This window comes from [Eubacterium] eligens ATCC 27750 (assembly GCF_000146185.1).
Lineage (GTDB): Bacteria > Bacillota > Clostridia > Lachnospirales > Lachnospiraceae > Lachnospira > Lachnospira eligens.
The window spans coordinates 209007-225044 of the sequence record NC_012780.1 but is presented as its reverse complement, the minus strand read 5'-3'; the positions used below and the strand labels follow the sequence as shown (position 1 = coordinate 225044).

At 36.8% G+C, this 16038-nt stretch carries 20 protein-coding genes; 19 read left to right on the top strand and 1 reads right to left on the bottom strand.

Annotation, left to right across the window (positions count from 1 at the left end; genetic code table 11):
- Nucleotides 1–19 precede the first annotated feature (19 nt).
- From EUBELI_RS11615 to EUBELI_RS11565, 12 genes are all read left to right on the top strand, one after another.
- Nucleotides 20–931, top strand: a complete 912-nt coding sequence (locus tag EUBELI_RS11615; RefSeq protein ID WP_408606602.1) for an acetyl-CoA carboxylase carboxyltransferase subunit alpha — start codon at nucleotides 20–22, stop codon at nucleotides 929–931.
- Nucleotides 924–1646, top strand: a complete 723-nt coding sequence (locus EUBELI_RS11610; RefSeq protein ID WP_012740548.1) for a flavodoxin family protein — start codon at nucleotides 924–926, stop codon at nucleotides 1644–1646. The genes EUBELI_RS11615 and EUBELI_RS11610 overlap by 8 nt, the downstream gene beginning before the upstream one ends.
- 56 nt (nucleotides 1647–1702) lie before the next feature.
- Nucleotides 1703–2692 (top strand): phosphate acyltransferase PlsX, encoded by a 990-nt coding sequence (gene plsX / locus EUBELI_RS11605; RefSeq protein ID WP_012740547.1) that lies wholly within the window; start codon nucleotides 1703–1705, stop codon nucleotides 2690–2692.
- A 22-nt stretch (nucleotides 2693–2714) separates the two neighbouring features.
- Nucleotides 2715–3488 carry an arginase family protein gene (locus tag EUBELI_RS11600; protein ID WP_012740546.1) on the top strand — a complete coding sequence of 258 codons (774 nt, stop codon included), beginning with the start codon at nucleotides 2715–2717 and terminating at the stop codon, nucleotides 3486–3488.
- A gap of 249 nt (nucleotides 3489–3737) precedes the next feature.
- A complete protein-coding gene (locus tag EUBELI_RS11595) occupies nucleotides 3738–4178 on the top strand; it encodes an Hsp20/alpha crystallin family protein (RefSeq protein ID WP_012740545.1) in 441 nt (146 codons plus the stop codon).
- A gap of 42 nt (nucleotides 4179–4220) precedes the next feature.
- The gene (locus tag EUBELI_RS14845) at nucleotides 4221–4343 is read left to right on the top strand and encodes a hypothetical protein (protein ID WP_012740544.1); all 123 of its coding nucleotides are present in this window, start codon (nucleotides 4221–4223) and stop codon (nucleotides 4341–4343) included.
- Between the two features lie 157 nt (nucleotides 4344–4500).
- Nucleotides 4501–4977 (top strand): YbaK/EbsC family protein, encoded by a 477-nt coding sequence (locus EUBELI_RS11590; RefSeq protein ID WP_041688919.1) that lies wholly within the window; start codon nucleotides 4501–4503, stop codon nucleotides 4975–4977.
- On the top strand, nucleotides 4970–5182 hold the full coding sequence (locus EUBELI_RS11585; protein WP_012740542.1) for a hypothetical protein: 213 nt from the start codon (nucleotides 4970–4972) through the stop codon (nucleotides 5180–5182). Before EUBELI_RS11590 ends, EUBELI_RS11585 begins: the two co-directional genes overlap by 8 nt.
- 20 nt (nucleotides 5183–5202) lie before the next feature.
- Nucleotides 5203–5739: a M48 family metallopeptidase gene (locus EUBELI_RS11580; RefSeq protein WP_012740541.1), complete on the top strand. Its 537-nt coding sequence runs from the start codon at nucleotides 5203–5205 to the stop codon at nucleotides 5737–5739.
- A gap of 85 nt (nucleotides 5740–5824) precedes the next feature.
- A complete protein-coding gene (locus EUBELI_RS11575) occupies nucleotides 5825–6370 on the top strand; it encodes a nitroreductase family protein (RefSeq protein ID WP_012740540.1) in 546 nt (181 codons plus the stop codon).
- 92 nt (nucleotides 6371–6462) lie between these two features.
- Nucleotides 6463–6678 carry a hypothetical protein gene (locus EUBELI_RS11570; protein ID WP_012740538.1) on the top strand — a complete coding sequence of 72 codons (216 nt, stop codon included), beginning with the start codon at nucleotides 6463–6465 and terminating at the stop codon, nucleotides 6676–6678.
- A 22-nt stretch (nucleotides 6679–6700) separates the two neighbouring features.
- Nucleotides 6701–8806 carry an ATP-dependent helicase gene (locus EUBELI_RS11565; protein WP_041688918.1) on the top strand — a complete coding sequence of 702 codons (2106 nt, stop codon included), beginning with the start codon at nucleotides 6701–6703 and terminating at the stop codon, nucleotides 8804–8806.
- Between the two features lie 41 nt (nucleotides 8807–8847).
- Here EUBELI_RS11565 and ftsZ read toward each other — a convergent pair whose 3' ends face one another.
- Nucleotides 8848–9969, bottom strand: coding sequence for a cell division protein FtsZ (gene ftsZ, locus EUBELI_RS11560; protein ID WP_012740536.1), 1122 nt, complete (start codon nucleotides 9967–9969; stop codon nucleotides 8848–8850).
- Between the two features lie 170 nt (nucleotides 9970–10139).
- Between ftsZ and EUBELI_RS11555 the strand changes: the two genes are divergently transcribed.
- The 7 genes from EUBELI_RS11555 to EUBELI_RS14490 all read left to right on the top strand — a co-directional run bounded on the left by EUBELI_RS11555 (nucleotide 10140) and on the right by EUBELI_RS14490 (nucleotide 16024).
- Nucleotides 10140–10547: a helix-turn-helix domain-containing protein gene (locus tag EUBELI_RS11555; RefSeq protein ID WP_012740535.1), complete on the top strand. Its 408-nt coding sequence runs from the start codon at nucleotides 10140–10142 to the stop codon at nucleotides 10545–10547.
- A gap of 8 nt (nucleotides 10548–10555) precedes the next feature.
- A complete protein-coding gene (locus EUBELI_RS11550; protein ID WP_012740534.1) occupies nucleotides 10556–10984 on the top strand; it encodes an ImmA/IrrE family metallo-endopeptidase in 429 nt (142 codons plus the stop codon).
- A gap of 10 nt (nucleotides 10985–10994) precedes the next feature.
- Entirely contained in the window at nucleotides 10995–12032 is a 1038-nt protein-coding gene (locus tag EUBELI_RS11545; RefSeq protein WP_012740533.1) for a helix-turn-helix transcriptional regulator, read from the top strand.
- A gap of 19 nt (nucleotides 12033–12051) precedes the next feature.
- A complete protein-coding gene (locus tag EUBELI_RS11540; protein WP_012740532.1) occupies nucleotides 12052–13062 on the top strand; it encodes a hypothetical protein in 1011 nt (336 codons plus the stop codon).
- A 90-nt stretch (nucleotides 13063–13152) separates the two neighbouring features.
- Nucleotides 13153–15180 (top strand): AAA family ATPase, encoded by a 2028-nt coding sequence (locus EUBELI_RS13785; protein ID WP_012740531.1) that lies wholly within the window; start codon nucleotides 13153–13155, stop codon nucleotides 15178–15180.
- Entirely contained in the window at nucleotides 15170–15796 is a 627-nt protein-coding gene (locus tag EUBELI_RS11530; RefSeq protein ID WP_012740530.1) for a hypothetical protein, read from the top strand. Before EUBELI_RS13785 ends, EUBELI_RS11530 begins: the two co-directional genes overlap by 11 nt.
- 78 nt (nucleotides 15797–15874) lie before the next feature.
- Nucleotides 15875–16024, top strand: a complete 150-nt coding sequence (locus EUBELI_RS14490) for a hypothetical protein (protein ID WP_012740529.1) — start codon at nucleotides 15875–15877, stop codon at nucleotides 16022–16024.
- Nucleotides 16025–16038: the final 14 nt, after the last annotated feature.

Below are 16038 nucleotides of genomic sequence, written 5' to 3'. Positions count from 1 at the left end.
AATATAAGGAGAAAGATTAATCATGACAAACGAGAATTTAAGTGTTTATGACAGAATCTGCCGTACAAGAAAGAGCGGCAGAGCAACTGCATCGGATTATATAAATGCTACAATAACTGATTTTGTAGAACTTCACGGTGACAGATGCTTTGCAGACGACCATGCCATTGTTGGAGGTATCGGACGACTTAACGGAAAGCCTGTAACTGTAATCGGAATTGAAAAAGGAAGAGATTTAAACGAAAGACTTTTAAGGAATTTTGGCTGCGTTCTTCCAGAAGGATACAGAAAAGCATTAAGACTTATAAAGCAGGCTGAAAAGTTCCACAGACCTGTTATCTGTTTTGTTGATACACAGGGTGCTAACTGCGGTAAGGGCGCAGAAGAAAGAGGACAGGGACAGGCAATCGCCAACAACCTGTATGAGCTTACAGATGTTAAGACACCTATTATATCAGTAATGATTGGTGAAGGCGGGAGCGGCGGCGCACTTGCACTTGCTGTTGCGGATGAAGTATGGATGCTTGAAAATGCATATTATTCAGTAATCACACCTGAGTCATGTGCAAGTATTCTATTCAAAGATCCTAAGAGAGCGCCAGAGGCAGCAGAACATCTCAAGCTTACAGCATCAGACCTTAATAAAATGGGTATTGTAGAAAAGGTTGTTGAAGAACCGGAAGATTTTTCAGAAGAGAAAGAAACATCACATTTTATGAAAAAGCTTGCTGACGACCTTTCAAAAGAAATAAAGCAGTTAGAGAAGAAGCCGGTTGATAAGCTTCTTGATGACAGATATGAGAAATACAGAAAAATAGGCCGTTACAGCGAATACAGTGAGGCAGTAGGAGAGGTTCCTGGAGCAGCACAGTTACTTGGTGTATCACAGGCTCCTGCAAGAAAGAGAAGAGGATTATTTGGACGTGGCTAAGATATTAGTTTTAAATGGAAGTCCACATAAGAGTGCCAGCACTACAATGGCGGTAACCAACGCATTTGTAAAGGGAATGTGCGAAGGTGGTGAATACGAGTCGGAGATAATTACTATCTCCGACTTAAATGTTACTCCATGCATGGGCTGTCTTTCATGCTGGGCAAGGACTGAGGGCGAGTGTGTTATCAAAAATGATGACATGCCGGCAGTTAAGAAAAGAATAGAAGAAGCAGACATTATAATTGAAAGTTATCCGTTGTATTTTTTTGGCATGCCGGGACAGATGAAGCTTTTCACAGACAGACTTTTAAGCATGATGTGTACTTACAGGGGACAGAAGCCACCTGAAAATGGCGAGTCATTTCACGGCATAAGAAATCCAAAGACGGGACAGAAATTGGTTCTTATATCGGGATGTGCTTATTCGGAGTCAGAGTCAGTCTATGATTCGCTTCTTAAGGAATATGAGTGCATATGTGGTAAAAATGGATTTACAGCAATTCTATGTCCACAGTTAAAGACATTAATTGAACTGGGTGCAAGTTCAAGACTTGACAGATATTTATCAAAGTATGAGGCGGCTGGAAAAGAGTTTGCTGCGACAAAGCATTTGTCAGAGGAGACAAAGCAGAAGCTGTCAAAAGCTCCATTTTCAGAGGCAGTGTATAAGAATCTGCTTGATAATTTCTGGAGGGAGCAGAAGGAGGGCTAAATCCTCTCCTCGTCAATGGACTCGGATTTTACTTCGTAAAACAAGGAGGATGAGATTTGATAAAGATAGTTGTAGATTTGCTTGGTGCTGACAAGCCGCAGACAGAGCTTGTTTTGGGTGCAATCAGGGCAATCAGTGAGAATAAAGATTTGTATGTATATCTGATGGGAAGGAAGACCGAGCTGGAGGATTTCCTTGCCAATGTAACTTATGATGAATCGCAGCTTGAGATAGTGGACTGCACACAGGAGATAACTAATTATGATGACCCGGTTGACGCTTACCACGATAAGACTGATTCGTCCTTAATCAAGGGACTTAAAATGTGCCGCATGAATGAGGATATCGGTGGATTCGTGACATGTGGTGCAACAGGAGTTGTGCTTATAAGTTCTATCCTTATACTTGGCAAGTTAAATGCGACAAGACCGGCACTTTCAGTAGTTCTTAATGGCCGTAATGACAAGCCATTCTGTATAGTTGACTGCGGTGCCAATATTGACTGCAAGGCAGACCGTTTTGTCGATTTTGCAAGACTCGGTGTAGCTTACATGAAGACACTCGGAATTGAGAATCCGACAGTTGCAACACTTTCTAATGGCATTGAAGCTGGAAAGGGAAGTGATGTTATTAAGGAAGCTCATGAGCTTTTAGAAAAATGTGGTTTTAATTTCACAGGTAATATTGAAGGCAAAGAAGTGTTAGACGGCAACGCAGATGTTGTTGTATGTGATGGATTTGCAGGGAATGTGCTTCTTAAATCAATCGAGGGAACAGCAAAGGTTGTGTTTGATGATATAAGAAGGGCAGCAGCAGGTGCATCTGATACCCAAAAGGCACAGCTAGAGGCATTTATTGGCAGACTTGAGCCAAAGTTTGATTACAACAATGAAGGCGGAGCAATTCTTCTAGGCGTTAAGAAGCCGGTTGTTAAGGGACATGGAGCAGCAACGGACAAAACAGTGTATAATACAGTTAAGATTGCTTATGGACTTGCAAAGAATAATCTTGTGGAGAAGATAAGCGAGGAATTTGAGAAAAAGTAACATCCATTGAGGTGATTGAATAATGCAAAGAGAGAAAAACAACAATTTTATTCTTGATTTCACAGGTGTATATGATGATGAATTTGCTAAGGAAAAAACATCACTTACATGGATAGACTGCACTGATATTACAGGATGTGATATGTATGTATCAGACGAAGCTGAAAAACAGATAGGTGAAAGAGTTGATTCTGTTGGAATTCATGGAATACATTTTATTGATTCGGGTAACTACCATTATGTTACTAAGATAATGACTGACAGAATTAAGGAACCGTTTTCTTTAGTTGTATTTGATCACCATACCGATATGCAAAAACCTATGATTGAAGGATTAACAAGTTGCGGAGACTGGGCAGGAAAGGTGATTAAAGACAATCCGTATATTTGCCAGCTTATTCTGGTGGGACCAGAGAAGAAAGATATTAATGCGATTGGGTTAAGAAGTAATAAACTTATAACATATTCAGCACAGGAGATAAGAGCCGAAGCAATGGAATCTAAAACAAACCAGATTGATTTATCAGTTCCTGTATACATATCTATTGATAAGGATGTTCTTGATGAAAGCATAAGTGAAACCAATTGGAGTCAGGGACATATGAAGCTTGGGACATTAGAGCATATACTTGGGATAATTATAAGAAACCAGAAGGTTTTAGGTATTGATATATGTGGAGAATGTGATACAAATATGCCGCTTCCTGAATATATGGAAGATGAGGAAAAGAACGGAGAACTTAATAAAGAATTATATAATTTTCTTTTGAAACGACTGAAAAAATATAGTTTATAAATATTTTATAATTCCGCAATCCCATGTAAATACTGGGGTTGCGGGATTTTATAATTGGAAAATAAAAAAAATTAGCACTCACCCCTTGACAGTGCTAATAAAAAGGTATATAACGTAGCCAAGAACAAAGGAAGGGAACCAAAAGAGGTACGAAAGTAAAGGAAAGTACCTCAAGAGGTTACTGAAACATCCCGGTTCCAAAGAAACAAGGTAACAAGATAATGATATATGTTAAAGGAGGAATGACTTATGTTGATGCCTAGTATTTTTGGAGAGAATTTATTTAATGATGATTGGATGGACTTCGGATTTCCTGAAGTTGACAAGGCTTTATATGGTAAGCATGCAAATAATGTAATGAAGACTGATGTTAAGGAAACTGATACAGGTTATGAAGTTGATATTGATCTTCCAGGATTTAAGAAGGATGAAATTAATGCACAGCTTGATAACGGTTACCTTACAATAAGTGCTGCTAAGGGACTTGATAAGGATGAAAAGGATAAGAAAGGTAAATACATCCGTAAGGAAAGATATGCTGGTGCTATGAGCCGTAGCTTCTATGTAGGTGAAGGTGTCACACAGGAAGATATCAAGGCTAAGTATGAAGATGGTATCTTAAGACTTTCAGTTCCTAAGAAAGAAGCTAAAGCAGTTGAGAATAAGAAGTACATTGCTATTGAAGGCTAATGACTAATCATTTATTATTGAATTAGAAAGGGAGCGATTGTTATGGATAAGAATCCAAAGCATCCATTAAAGAAAAAGAAAGTACATCAGAAGATGAATGTTGCAGACCACAGTGTCGAGGAACAGGCAGCTTTTGGTAAGCATAAGAAACACACATATGAATAAATGATTTTAATCCCGTGACGGTTGTATGACTGTCGCGGGATTTTTATTTAATCAGCAATTGCTAAATATGAAATTTTAAGAATATATGCCATTGGAAGCCGCGTGTGTGGTATTATAGAAACTGTTTAAAAATATGTGGAAAGAAGGCAGGGTTTATATGTCATTAGAAAAAGCACTTGGATATCTGGAGAAAGCAGGATACAGAGAGCATGTAATACAGCTTGGTGAATCAACAGCCACGGTTGCAATGGCAGCGGAGGCACTTGGAGTCGAGCCAGGAAGGATAGCCAAGACAATGTCTTTTCTTCAGGGCGACAAGGCAGTATTGATAATCACAGAAGGAACTGCGAAGATAGATAACAGAAAATATAAAGACACATTTCATGTAAAAGCAAAGATGATACCATTTGAAGAGGTTGAGAATATAATCGGACACGCTCCCGGTGGAGTCTGTCCATTTGGCATTAATGAGGGCATTGATGTATATCTTGATGAAAGCCTTAAACAGTTCGATATTGTGTATCCGGCAGCAGGTGACGACCATTCTGCGGTGAAACTTACAATTGCTGAGTTAGAAGACGCTTCACAGGCTAAGGGCTGGGTTGATGTGTGCAAGGAGGCGGAAAATGTTTAACAGAGAAGATAACACATATAACGAAATCAGGGAAAAGTCATTATTCCAGTGGCTTGATGAGATGGAAAAGCATGAAGACATAGCGGTTCGTGGAGGTGTTAAACTGACACGGGAATATATACAGCATTTAAAAGATGAAAATAAGAGGCTTGAAGAGCAGAATAAGCTGAAAAATGAATATCTTAAGAAGGTTGTGGGAAGATAAAGCATTTACAAGGTAGAATCATGAACATACAGGTAATAAAATCCAGAAGAAGAACAATAGGAATAGAGGTTCACGCAGATGGGAAAGTGATAGTAAGAACTCCATTGCGAATGTCATCAGCAGCGATTAACCGATTTATAGAAGAACATGATGAATGGATCAGGAAGAAACTGGATTTTGTCAGACAGAAATCAGATAACAGACACGGTACAGGTGCGCCGGGTATTGAATGTCTGTCGAATCAGGAACTTGATAATATAAAGGATACATTTGAAAAGAGAGTACAGTATTACTGTGATATAATGAATGTGAGCGTTGGAAGAATAACTATCCGTAACCAGAAAACAAGGTGGGGAAGCTGTAGTTCTAAAGGCAATGTGAATTTCAACTACCAGTTGTATTATATGCCGCAGGAGCTGATGGATTATGTAATCGTGCATGAGCTTTCGCACAGAAGGCATATGAATCATTCGGCAGAATTCTGGGCGGAGGTTGAAAAATACTGTCCGGAGTATAGAACATACAGAAAGCAGTTAAAGGGATATGAACTTACTTAGAGGAGGCATTTTATGATAAGCAGATAATGATGTGTAGATTGAGCGGAAACATTAGTAACTATAATCATAGAAAAGAGGTATACATATGGAATTACAGGCAGTAATGGAGAAAAGAAGAAGCATAAGAAATTATAATCCAGAGAGAAAGGTTACTAAGGAACAGCTTGAGGAACTTATTAAGGCTGCGTCATATGCACCTTCATGGAAGAATCTGCAGACATCAAGATATTACTGTGTATTATCTGAAAATGCGGTGAAAGAACTTAGAGAAAAATGTCTTCCGGAATTTAATCAGGCTAATTCGGAAGGAGCAGGCGCATATATAGTCACAACATTTGTAAAGGGAATGGTCGGCTTTGATAAGAATACAGGCAGTCCGGTTAATGAGGCTGGTGACGGCTGGGGCTATTATGACCTTGGTCTGCAGAATGATAATCTGCTTCTTAAAGCTGCTGAACTGGGGCTTGATACTCTGGTAATGGGCATTAGAGATGGTGAGGCGTTAAGAGAATTGCTTAATATTCCAGACAGTGAAAATGTTGTGTCTGTTATTGCTGTCGGCCACAGGGGACAAGAGCCACCTGAAAGACCTAAGAGAAAAGAGCTTGATGCTGTCGCAAAATTTATATAATGATTATAAATCTAGAACTGGAGCAAGAAAGCTAATAGATAAAATGATGAAAGCAGCACAATACAAGCAGGCAGGCTTTGGAGTTGTAAATGATGAGCATATTTAAAAAGAAACACACACAATCCTATGATAAAATGAATAAGAAACCGGTACTGAAAACAAGCGTATGCACAGGTGAGCAGGTTGCAGGATTTCAGGATATCCATACCGGTAAGATAGAGGAGATAATGCTGATTAAGCAGACTGGGGATATAGATACATTTAAACAAATGTATGGAATTGATGGAGAGATACCAAAGGTATACTAAATATTTACAGGTAAAGAGGACTATGAACATACCAGAAAGAGCAACGAAGGAACAGACAGAGGCAATAACACAGACAGAAGGCAACATAAGGGTTGCGTCAGTTCCAGGTTCGGGAAAAACATTTGTACTTACATATAGAATAGCATATCTTATAACAGAACTGTTCGTTGAGCCATCATCTATTGTGGCGCTTACATTTACAAACAAGGCAGCTTCGCAGATGAAGCACAGGTTAAGGAATATTGTTGGTGATAATGCCAACTGTTTTACGGGAACATTTCACGGATATTGTAACATGTTTCTTAAAGAGGAGATTCACAGGCTGACATTTCCCAAGACATTCACGATTCTTGATAAGAAGGCAGAGCTGGAGATGATTAAGGACGTGGCAGAGGATATGGGAATATCGCTCAAGGACAATACTGCGAAGAAGATAATGAGTGATATAGACATAACCAAGCAGGATATGTCCTATGTTGAGCTTATGGCAGGCGTTGATAAGACAGAGCTTAAAAGAAGGGCTTCCAGCGAGAAAAACGTGGATAAAAAGGTTTTCTATAATTATCTTAAGAGACAGTGTGACAATTATGCTCTGGACTTTGAAGACCTTATTAATTTCACTTTATATATTTTAAACAGGAATGAAGATGTGCGGATTCGCTGGCAGGAAAAATGCCAGTATGTACTGTGCGACGAGTATCAGGATGTCAATATGAAACAGGATATGCTGCTTCACATTCTAAGCGGTTTGTATCAGAATCTGTTCGTGGTAGGTGACGACGACCAGAATATATATACATGGCGTGGTTCTGACCCTGAATACATGATTAATTTTGACAAAACACATGAAAATCTGCAGGATTATTCACTTACTGAGAATTTCAGGAGTACTCCTCAGATTGTAAATGCAGCGAAATCCCTTATCTCTGCTAATCAGAACAGGCTTGAAAAGCAGATGATTTCTAACAGACCAGATGGCAATAAGCCGGTATTCAATGCAGCTGACACGGAGGAGAAAGAGTCTTTGTGGATAGCTGATACTATTCTTGATAATGTCGCTAAGAATATGAAGTACAGCGACCATACTATATTGGTGCGGGCTGCTTCACAGACAAGGTCGTTAGAGGAAGCATTTATAAAAAGAAAAGTTCCTTACAAGATACTAAGCGGTGCGAAATTCTATGAAAGCGAAGAGATAAGAACGGTGCTTTCATACATGAGAATGGTGTACAGTCTTACGGACATGGATTTGCTGTATACTATATCCAGACCGAGAAGGGGCTTTGGTAAGAAGTCTGTTGAGAAGCTTAAAAATGCAGCAGCACAGAACAACTGCAGTCTTTTCAAGGCACTTGGAAAGCAGATTGAAGATGGCGATATAACACAGAAAAATGTTATAGAATATTACAATGCAATCAGTGAATTGCATGATACATATGTTACTTATACCTGTACTGATATAGTAAACAAATGTCTTGATATGGGATATCGTAAGGCGTTGGAGCAGGACATCGACCAGACCAGACTTGATAATGTGTCAGAGCTTATCAGGACTATTACGGCACTGGAGGAAGATAATCAGGAAAAGGTTGAGCTGGCTGATCTGTTAAGCCATTTTGCATTATTTTCAGCGCAAGATGAGGACGGAGAGTATAATGTTGTAAAAGTAATGACAATTCATACAGCAAAAGGACTTGAGTTTGATACAGTATTTGTTCCAGGACTCGTTGAAGGACAGTTTCCAAGCAGCAGGCTTCGTAATGAAGACGAATATGAAGAGGAAAGAAGATTGTTGTATGTTGCAATGACGAGGGCTAAGAATATGCTTTACCTCAGCACTTATAGAAAGAAAGATGGCCGTTTCGCTGCAAGACCATCAGCATTTTTAAGTGACATTGATACTAATCTTCTTGACTGTATCAACAACAGCAGAGTATTAATCAGAGGTGTGACTGAGCAGATGCTGCCAAAGGCCGTATTTGAGGTTGGAGATAAAGTCAGACATAAGGTATTTGGAACTGGCGAGATTGTTAAGGTAGATAAGGTTACACAGACATATGAAATCCAGTTTGAGAATATCAGGGGAACAAGAAGACTGATGTTTCGGGCAGAGCTGGGGAGATGTTGAAAATTAAAGCAGGTTAGAGAATGGAAAAATAGGGGAACCCCCTATTTTTTCATTCTTGACTGCAGAAAAGTAGGAATGACAAGTTCATTTTCTTTCTTTTCTGACTTAGCTAAAAGATTATTTATGTCAGAGACTTTAACGGTATTATAAGTATTTTTCATAGGCAGGTTGGTAGGACTAGTTTTATTAGTGCCACTGGAATCATTAAGTCCAGTTGCAATAATGGTTATAAGGGAATTTTTATTATCCTCAAGTTGTTCTTTAGAAGAAACGGTACCCCACATGATTTTAGCTTCCGTTCCGACAATTTCCTGAATATACTGGATAGCATTATTAAGTTCGATAAGATTAACATCTCCAGATGAATTTATCATAACATACTTTGCACCTGAAAGATTAGTGTTAAGTAAAGGTGAATTAACAGCCTGTTTGACAGCATCAGTAATAGAGGTATTCTCATCAGCATATCCTATTCCTAAGTGTCCGTACCCTTTGTCTCCGAGAACAGTTTTTAAATCATTAAAGTCAAGATTTACAGTACCGCAGTTAAACACAATATTGGTAATAGTGTCAATTGAGTTCTTTAATACAGAATCTGCAAGAGTAAATGCAGATGACATAGTTACAATTTTCTCATTAGATGTAAGCAGTTTATCATTTGATATTACGAGCAAGGTATCAACACACTTTTCAAGATTCTGTATTCCTGCACGGGCCACATCAGAGCGGTTAGGATTCTCAAAGCTGAAAGGTGTAGTAACGACTGCTACCGTAAGAATTCCTAGGTCCTTGCACATCTTAGCAATGTATGGCAGTGCTCCAGTACCTGTACCTCCTCCCATACCGGCAGTAAGAATTACCATATTTGCATCGTTTATAATTTCTTTAATTTCGTCAGCACTTTCTTCAGCAGCTGCATAGGCAATTTCTGGATTCCCACCAGCACCAAATCCGCCAGTCAGCTTTTTTCCAATAGTAATGCATGTGTCAGCCTCTGATTTATCAAGTACCATCTGATCTGTATTAATAGCAACGAATTGAATAGGATAAGGAGTCTGGTGTGCAAGTCTGTTAATTGCATTATTACCGCAGCCTCCGACGCCAATTACTTTTATGTTTGGCATATTTGATGATTGATAATCTGTATCCATTATTTCAAGCATTTTTACCCTCCTTATATTTGCATAAATGCGAATTATAAAAGAAATATAATGCATTAATGCTAGTATGTCAATATAAAATTGCAAATATGCAAAAAGTCACTTGCGTAAATGCAAAAAAAGAGTAGAATAAAATTAACATATAAATAGAGTATTCAGGAGATTGATTAGATATGGAATTAGGGCAGAGATTAAAAGCAAAAAGGAAAGAACAGAAAATATCTGCAGAATATATGGCAAAGGAATTAGGTGTGTCAGTATCCACAGTTTACAGATATGAGGATTCAAGCATCGTTAAAATTCCCGTTTCAACATTTGAAAAAATGTGTAATGTTCTTGGAACCACACCAGCAGAGATGATGGGTAATGTACCAGAAATGTCTCACGACAAAAGTGATGATACGAACAAGCTTCCAGGAACATTTGAAGATCCGAAGGAAGCAATGGAATTTTTGCTTAAGCTTCCGACAGTTGCTGCATATGGAGGATATGATCCATCCAAGATGGACGATGAAACAATGGTTGCATTCGCAAATGAAATCTTACAACAGTTACAGCTTGTGAGCTATAAGTACAGGTAGGTGACAACATGAAGGCTAAAGATATAAAGAAGCTGGCAGAAGATTTAAGGAAGAATTATAATACAAGGAATCCTTTTGAATTAGCAGAAAAGTACGGAATAAGAGTAGTTGTAAGTAAAATGCTTCCGATAGACAGGAAAGCATATACGATAAGGTCGGATAATTATCCAACAATTATAATTATTAATGGAAGATATGAGCATAAAAGCCAGCTGGTTTTGTGTGCACATGAATTAGGACATGCACTTCTTCATTCAGATGATATTAATAATTTTGCTGTAACAAGTAAAAATGCATTTAAAAATGTTGAATATGAGGCTAATCTTTTTGCTGTATCGCTGCTGTTTAATGAAAGTGATTTTAATATGAAAGTCTTAAATATGAGCAATTATCTGCTTAAGCAGGTACTTGATTATAATATTGCGGTTGAAGAGTAGGGGAAGATATATGTATGAGGTAATGTCAAAAAAACTGCTGGTTATTAATATACTTGATATTCTTAACAAATATTCAGATGCTGAACACAGACTGAAACAAAAAGATTTTATTGATATTCTTAGAAAAGAATATGGTATGGAAGTAGACAGGAAAGCCGTAAGAAGAAATCTGTCATATCTGTTGGAATGTGGATATGATATTGAATATACAGAACAGATAAGAACCAAAAAGAATGGGGAGCAGGAAACTATATATACAGACTGGTACATAGAAAGAACATTTAGTAATTCAGAGTTGAGGCTTCTTATAGATAGTCTGCTTTTTTCAAAGTCAATTCCCTATAAACAGTGTACTGAACTTATTGAGAAGTTGGAAAGCCTGTCAAACTGTTATTTTAAGTCAAGCGTGAAGCATATATGTAATCTGCAGGAAAATCCGCTTGTTAACAAACAGCTATTTTACAATATAGAGATATTGGATGAAGCAATAAGCAAAGGAAAACAGGTAAAATTTCGTTATAACTATTATGACATGGATTATAAGCTTCATAACAGATGTAATAGTGAAGGTGCACCAAGGGAATATATAATTAATCCATATCAGATGGTTGCGACAAACGGAAGATATTATCTTATATGTAATTATGACAAATATGATAACTATGCTAATTACAGGATTGACTGGATAACAGATATTGAACTTCTTGATACTAAGAGAAAGCCAATGAAGAAAGTTAAAGGTTTGGAGAATGGTCTGAATCTGTCAAAGCATATGGCGGATCATATATATATGTTTTCAGGTGATAGCGGGATAGTTCGTTTCCGTGCATATCGTTACATTATATCAGAGCTTCTTGACTGGTTTGGTAAAGACATCAAATTTGCTGATTATTCAGAAGATGAGGTAATTGTAACGGTTCATGCTAATCTTATGGCTATGAGATGTTTTGCAACACAATACGCAAGACATATTAGAATTGTAAGCCCTGAGAATCTGGTCGAACAGGTTGTTGATGACTTAAGACATGCGTTAAAACGATATGAATAAAATACAGGAGGATTAAGTTATGGAAGTATGGAGATTGCAGGTGAATACAGGAGAAGATAGCATTGCAGAGTATTGTATAGAAAATAATGTTGCTGCAATGGGATGGAGTTTAAAAGAGTTATCCGAAAGTGAAAGAAAAAACATAAAAAATATAAAAACTTTTGAGGATTATTGTAAATATGCGGATAAGGTATACAAAAGTTATGCGAGTGTTAAAAGATTAAAAGAGCAGGTTAAAGAGAATGATATTATATGGATGCATTCTAGGAAAGAAGGAAAGTATTATTTTGGAAGGGTAAAAAAGGAAAGCAAATGGATCTTTAATAGTGAAGCTGCTGAAAAAAGGGATGCAGGTAACCAATTAACAAATATAGATTGGTATGAAGCATCAACAAGAGCCGATGAAGAATCTGTGCCGGGAGCGATAGCAACTGCGTTCATAAAAGGCTCAACTTTACAAAGAATTAATAAAGATGGCGTAAAAGAGTATAGCCAGTTGCTGTATAACAAAATACATGACCCAGAAAAAGAACAATTTACATATGAAAAACCTAATTTATGTTTAGATAAACACTTTTATATGTTATTGAGTCCATCGGATGTGGAAGATTTGCTGGCACTGTGGCTTTATGCTGAAAAGGGATATGTTTGTATTCCATCAACCAATAAAATTGCAACAGCTAAATATGAGTGTGTTCTTGTTGACCCTGACAAGAAAATAAAGAAAAGAAAACATATATATATTCAGGTAAAGAAGGGAAAAGTGGATTTAAAAGCCTCTGATTATGTAAATCTGGCAAAGGATGGAAATGAAGTATATCTACTGACAACAGAAGGTATAGTAGAAGATGCAGATAAGTACAAAAATATTACTGCAGTTAATCCGGATAAGATATATAAGTTTGCAACGGCTCCTGAATATAATGGAGTTAATGAAGTTATTCCAAAAAATATTATTCCAGAACATGTATTGTATTGGATTGAATTTTTATCGGAAATAGAAAATTCTAATAAAGCTGATAATAACTAAGAAAGATTCATGTACCAATATAGTCCCACACCTTTTATATAATTAATAATAGATACGAAAGTTATTAACTATGGGAAAGGGTGTGGGATTATGTTATTTTATGAGGCATCTGCCAGAATTCAAAGTTGTAGAATTGTAGAAAAATATTTGAAAAATAGTAATGGTGAACGAAGTTGCCATGAACAGGATGAGAGAATCTGGTGTGATCTTGAGAATTGTGCAATAGAGTATTCGGGTGAGCATGAGTATAAGATTGTTGTATTTGTGTGTTATATAGATACGGATATATCTAATGGAAGAGTAGAATTCAGGGTTATTTCTAATAATTATAAGGAAAATGCGATGGAGCACATATATGGCTATATCGAAAAATGCGGTATGAAAATATATGATTTTAATATTCGAGAGACTACATATGACCGGGTTAATAAGATGGAAGACCGACTTTTTCATCTGGATTATGAAGTTGTAGACAGATTTTTCAGTTGCGATTTTATGAAGAGCGGTGAAAGAAGAAAGAAATGTCGTGAAATATATGTAGATACAAACATTTTAAAGAAGCAGCTATATGACAGGGCAGTAAAACTTAATTGTTCAGAAACACTACTTCCAGAACTGGAAAGAATATTTGTTAACAGGAATACTACTAATTATCTGGGGAATCCGGTGCAATATATAATAACCTGCAGCAGGAACAGTGTTGGATATGAAATCGCGAAAGTCATAATAGCAGCATTGTATAAGCAAAACAGGTTAAGAAGTAGCCGAATATGGATATCGGGATTGCTGTCAGACCAGAATGAATCGTATGGATATTCGTATTGTGAGGCATCAAGTGTAGGAATTGTTATTCCTGATATGAAAGATGTTGATGATGAATACGATAAGAACAGATTGCGCAAGGCAGCAGATAGAATTGGGCTGATGATAGAAGAGTATTCGTCAAATGTGCTGACATTTGTATTTGTCAGACGAGGCAATAAACGAATTAAGGAATTAATAAAAGATAGTGCCCACAACACCAATTTTTGTGAAATAAGACAGAACACATATATGGGAGCCCAAGCCAGAGAATATATAAAAAGGGATTTAATAGATAAGGGTATAGATGAATCTGTCGCAGATAAAATAGATATAGCAGACGACATAGAATATTATCCGGATGAATTAGATGCAAAAATACATAAATGTCTTGGAAATATTCTGTGTACAGATATATATTCACAGTATGCAGATTATGAGATAAAGCATGTGGAACTGATTAAGGAAAGAGAAGGAAATGCATATCTTGAACTTAAATCCATGATAGGTCTTAACAACCCTAAAAACATTATAGATAAGATTATAAGTTATTATAATACAAGAAAAATATATCGCGCGAATGGAATTGAACCACCGCTGAGTGCTGTACATATGGTATTTACAGGTAATCCGGGTACCGCAAAGACAACAGTTGCGAGGTTATTTGCAGACATTTTAAGAGACAATAAAATACTCCCGGAGGGAGCTTTAATAGAGGCTGGTAGAAGTGATCTTGTCGGGGAATATGTAGGACAGACAGCTCCCAAGGTAAAAAGTCTTTTCAGAAGGGCTAAGGGAAATGTGTTGTTTATAGATGAAGCTTATTCTCTTGTAGATGGCAGAAGAGGCTTATATGGAGATGAGGCAATTAACACGCTGGTTCAGGAGATGGAGAATAACAGGGAGGATACTATTGTTATTCTTGCCGGATATCCGGATAAAATGCAGCAATTTCTTGATACCAATCCAGGGCTTACCAGCAGGATAGCATTTCATATTAATTTTGATGATTACACCGAAGAAGAATTATATGAAATATTGATATCTATGGCATCAAAATCAGGGGTCAGATTATCTGATGAAGTGCATGAAAAAGTTATTGAAATATTCGGACATGCATGTAAGCATAAGGATTTTGGAAATGGCCGCTTTGTAAGAAATATATATGAACAGGCATTAATGAATCAGACATTAAGAATAGCAAGAAGTACAGGTCAGCCTTCGGAAAAAGAACTGAGAACATTAGAAGCCGAGGATTTTAATAATCTGGAAGTTAAAGAAACATCAGAGAAAGAAGGCAGAGTAATTGGATTTTAATGTAATGGATAATGTTATGGAAGCATATAACTGGCAATTAGCACAAATGTGGTTAGATAAAATCAAAGACATTATCGAACCGGGAAAGATATATGTAACAGATAATATTAAGGGATATGGACGATATGATACATTTGGAATGCTGGCGGATTATTTGATAATGAAAGGGCATAAGGCTGTGCTATATATGTGTTCCAATAATAAAGCTAAGGCTGTGTATAACAATATATTACAAGGAATAGAAACACATATGTATGAACAGGCTTTTTCACCTGATAAAGAAAATGATGAAAGAAGTTTTGATGAAATATGTGATGAGGCTCTAAAATTATTTAAGTTACAATGTGATAATATTCATTTTAAAGCTATAGATGATAGAGATGTTGAACTTTTATCAGATGACAATGGGCATAATAAATATAATGTTATTATAATAGAACATTTCAGGCTTTTGCAGAGCAGACACACCACATACAAAAGCATGAGTCAGGAGTTGTATAAATATTGTGTACAGTATCTTCATGATATGGCAAAAAAATATGGATATGTGATTATTGTTGGCATGCACATTAATAACGCAGAAGAATGGCTGAATAACTGGATGGAAAAGATTTAAGGAGCCAATTCAGAGATTTTTGAAGTTTCAACAGTAATTGCATATCGTTTATCTGAGGCAAATTTAAAACAGAATTATTTGAATCCGGAAAATTATCTGTACATAGAAGATGATACAATGATACTTCGATGCGTGGTAGACGATGAAGATGTAAGATACAGATATAATTTTAATGATGGTGACTTTTCAGAATATAAACAAATGATAGATGATGATTACTTAATATAATTACAGTGCTGGGA